This window comes from Leisingera sp. F5, from assembly GCF_001593695.1.
On record NZ_LUKH01000276.1, the window covers coordinates 1 to 3,150 of the forward strand.

Genomic DNA, 3,150 nt, shown 5'->3' on the forward strand with positions numbered 1-3,150 from the left:
GTACATGCTGTCCGGGGCCGGGCTGGGGCTGGCGCTGATCTGCCTGCAGGTCATTCGCAGCGGCATCGACATGCCGGTGCGGTCCGGCGGCTTCCTGTGGGCATTTGGTGCAATCTTTGTCGGATTGTTCGCCCTTCAGCTGCGTGACGGCGGGCGGGCCCGGCTGAGCCGCAACCTGCTGTTTGGCATCACGGCCCTGTATGTGATCTTTGCCGGGATGACCCACTTCTTCTCTACGGAATGGAACCGCCTGAGCCAGGACATGGCGGCAGAGCTGACTGGCGGGGAAGGAACGGTTTATGTCACCGGCACCTATCTGTCCCTGGAAGCGGCCAACACATCAGACCTGCAAAAGGATCAGTCGGTCGAGTTCCGGCTGAATTACCTGACGGGGCGGGACGTCGTGATGTGCGAAAGCCGTCCTGAAGCCTGTGCCGGTCTGCCGGAGGAGCTGCGTGGCGGCTTGCTGGAGGGCCGGGGCTTTGAAGTGCGCCACATACCCGGCGGGTCGGTGCTGATGCTGTCGCCCAAGGCACTTAGGGAAGGCAAGCTGGAAGCCGCCCGGAAAAAACGCCAGTCTGACGAATAACGCCGGGCAGCAGCCCGGAAATACGCAGCTGACTTAGAAATCGAGGCCCAGATCCAGGGTGCGCGCCGAATGGGTGAGCGCGCCGGAAGAGATGTAATCCACGCCGGTTGCGGCCACCTCGGCAATGCGGTCCAGACGCATGTTGCCGGAGGCTTCGGTCACCACATTGCTCTTGGCCATCTCCACGGCCTTGACCAGAGTGGGGGTGTCCATGTTGTCCAAAAGCACAACATCGGCACCGCCGGTGGCGATCACCTCGTTCAGCTGGTCCAGGGTGTCGACCTCGATTTCCACTTTCATCATGTGGCTGACACTGGATTTGGCGGCCTCCAGAACTGCGCGAACCCCGCCAGCGGCGGCGATGTGGTTGTCTTTGATCAGGATGGCGTCCGACAGGCCAAACCGGTGGTTGTAGCCGCCGCCATGCAGCACCGCCTGTTTTTCGGCAATGCGCAGGCCCGGTGTGGTCTTGCGGGTGCAGGTGATGCGGGTGGCGGTGTCCTTGGTCTCCGCTGCAAAGGCGGCGGTGAGGGTGGCAATGCCGGTCAGGCGGCCGGCAAAGTTCAGCGCCACGCGCTCACCCGACAGGATCGAGGCGGCGGAGCCTTCGATGGTCATCAGGGTGTCACCCTTTTTGCAATCCGAGCCATCGGACAGGAGGGTTTCGACCTTCAGCCCGGCATCCACCAGGTGAAAGGCAATGCGGGCGATCTGCATGCCGGAGACCACGCCGTCCTCCCGCGCGTTCAGCCGGGCGGAGTAGGTTGCGGAGGCCGGGATCACCGCGCGGGTAGTGATGTCGCCGTTCTGGCCGAGATCCTCCATTAGGGCGGCACGCACCATCGGTTCCAGGATCAGGTCGGGCAGGGTGGCGAATTGGGTGCTCATGTCAGTTCCTTTTGAACCTTGGCGCGGATGGCCAGGGCCTCGTTCAGGGAGATGCGCGTGCGATGCGCCTGGGCAGGGTCGGTCTCGGGGAAGTCGTCACGGAGATGGCCGCCGCGGCTTTCCTCGCGCTGCAGAGCGGCGGCGGCAATCAGGGTGGCGGTGGCGCACATGTTGACAAAGTTTTCGTCCGCCGCTTGTTCAGCTTCCAGCTGGGCAATGGCGGTGAGCGCCTGTTTCAGGCCGGCGGCAGTGCGGCGGACGCCGGCGTAAGCGGTCATTGTCTCCCGCAGGTTTTTGACAGCGGCCGCATCCAGGTTCTGCCCGCCTGCAGGGAAGCTGGGGTGGATTGCCCTTGCGTCTGCAAGAGCATCCAGAGACGCAATGTCCTGGGCGGCGTTGCGGGCGTAGACCAACGCTTCCAAGAGGCCGTTTGAGGCGAGGCGGTTGGCGCCGTGCAACCCGGTGGAGGAGGCTTCTCCACAGACCCAGAGGTTTTTCAGGCTGGTGCGGCCCTGCATGTCGGCCTCGACCCCGCCCATGTGGTAATGGGCGGCGACGGCAACCGGGATGGGGTCCTGCACCGGGTCGATGCCGGCACGGGCGCAGGTTTCGGCTACGGTGGGGTAGCGGGTCAGTACCTCGGAGCCCAGTGCTTCACGTGTGTCGAGCATTGGACGGCGGTCGCCTTGTGTTTCGGCAAAGATTGCACGGGCGACAATGTCGCGGGGGGCCAGTTCGGCGTCCGGGTGTTCCTCCACCATGAAGCGGTCGCCAGCGGCGTTGATCAGCACCGCGCCCTCGCCACGGAGGGCCTCGGTGGCCAGTGGCGCCGGATCTTCGCCGATGTCGAATGCGGTGGGGTGGAATTGCACGAACTCGGGGTCGGCAATGCGGGCACCGGCGCGGGCAGCAAAGCCGATCACCTGGCCGCGGATGCGCGGCGGGTTGGTGGTATGGGCATAGAGCCCGCCAGAGCCGCCGCCGGCCAGCAGCACACCCGGCGCCTTGATCAACACCGGTGCTGAGGGGACATCGGCGCGGGTGATCCAGATGCCGGTGACGGTGCAGCCTTCGGTTTCCAACCGCACCGCTTGAGTGTTTTCCAAGACCTGCACCGAAGGTGCTGCGCGCACGGCGGCGATCAGGGTCTGCATGATCTGACCGCCGGCCTGATCGCCCTTCACCCGCACCACGCGGGCAGCGGAATGTGCGGCCTCGCGGCTCATCACATAGTTGCCGTCGGCGTCGCGGTCGAAAGGCGCGCCAAGCTCGGTAAGGTCGATGATATGCGCGCGGGCCACCTGTGTGACCATCGCAGCAACATCAGGGTCGACCGTGCCGGCACCCGCCTGCACGGTGTCAACAGCGTGGGCCTCCGGCGTGTCGTGGGTTGCCATGGCGGCAGCAACACCGCCCTGCGCCCAAGCCGAGCTTGCGCCCTCGCCCAGAGGCTCGGGTGAGATCACCAGAACCGGCCGCGGTGCCAGCTCAAGCGCAGCGTAGAGCGCGCCGAGTCCTGCGCCGGCAATAACAATGCGGCCGGTTTCGATCACAGATCAGACGCCAAGTTTCTGGCTGAGGTCAATCATCCGCTGCACCGCGACACGGGCCTTTTCGGCCACAGCTTCATCGACCACGACCGGCTCGGACATGGTGTGCAGAGACCACAGGAT

At 65.0% G+C, this 3,150-nt stretch carries 2 protein-coding genes and 2 pseudogenes; 1 reads left to right on the forward strand and 3 read right to left on the reverse strand.

Features of this window, described 5'->3' with window-relative positions; all coding sequences use genetic code 11:
- Positions 1 to 589, forward strand: a pseudogene (locus tag A2I95_RS28775) (hypothetical protein); the annotation flags it as partial.
- Positions 590 to 622: 33 nt separating this feature from the next.
- On the opposite strand, the gene nadC reads toward A2I95_RS28775, so the two are convergent.
- From nadC to A2I95_RS28790, 3 genes and pseudogenes are all read right to left on the reverse strand, one after another.
- Positions 623 to 1,477, reverse strand: a complete 855-nt coding sequence (gene nadC, locus A2I95_RS28780; RefSeq protein WP_027257514.1) for a carboxylating nicotinate-nucleotide diphosphorylase — start codon at positions 1,475 to 1,477, stop codon at positions 623 to 625.
- A complete protein-coding gene (locus A2I95_RS28785; protein ID WP_027257515.1) occupies positions 1,474 to 3,030 on the reverse strand; it encodes an L-aspartate oxidase in 1,557 nt (518 codons plus the stop codon). Before A2I95_RS28785 ends, nadC begins: the two co-directional genes overlap by 4 nt.
- A 3-nt stretch (positions 3,031 to 3,033) precedes the next feature.
- A pseudogene (locus A2I95_RS28790) lies at positions 3,034 to 3,150 on the reverse strand (quinolinate synthase NadA); the annotation flags it as partial.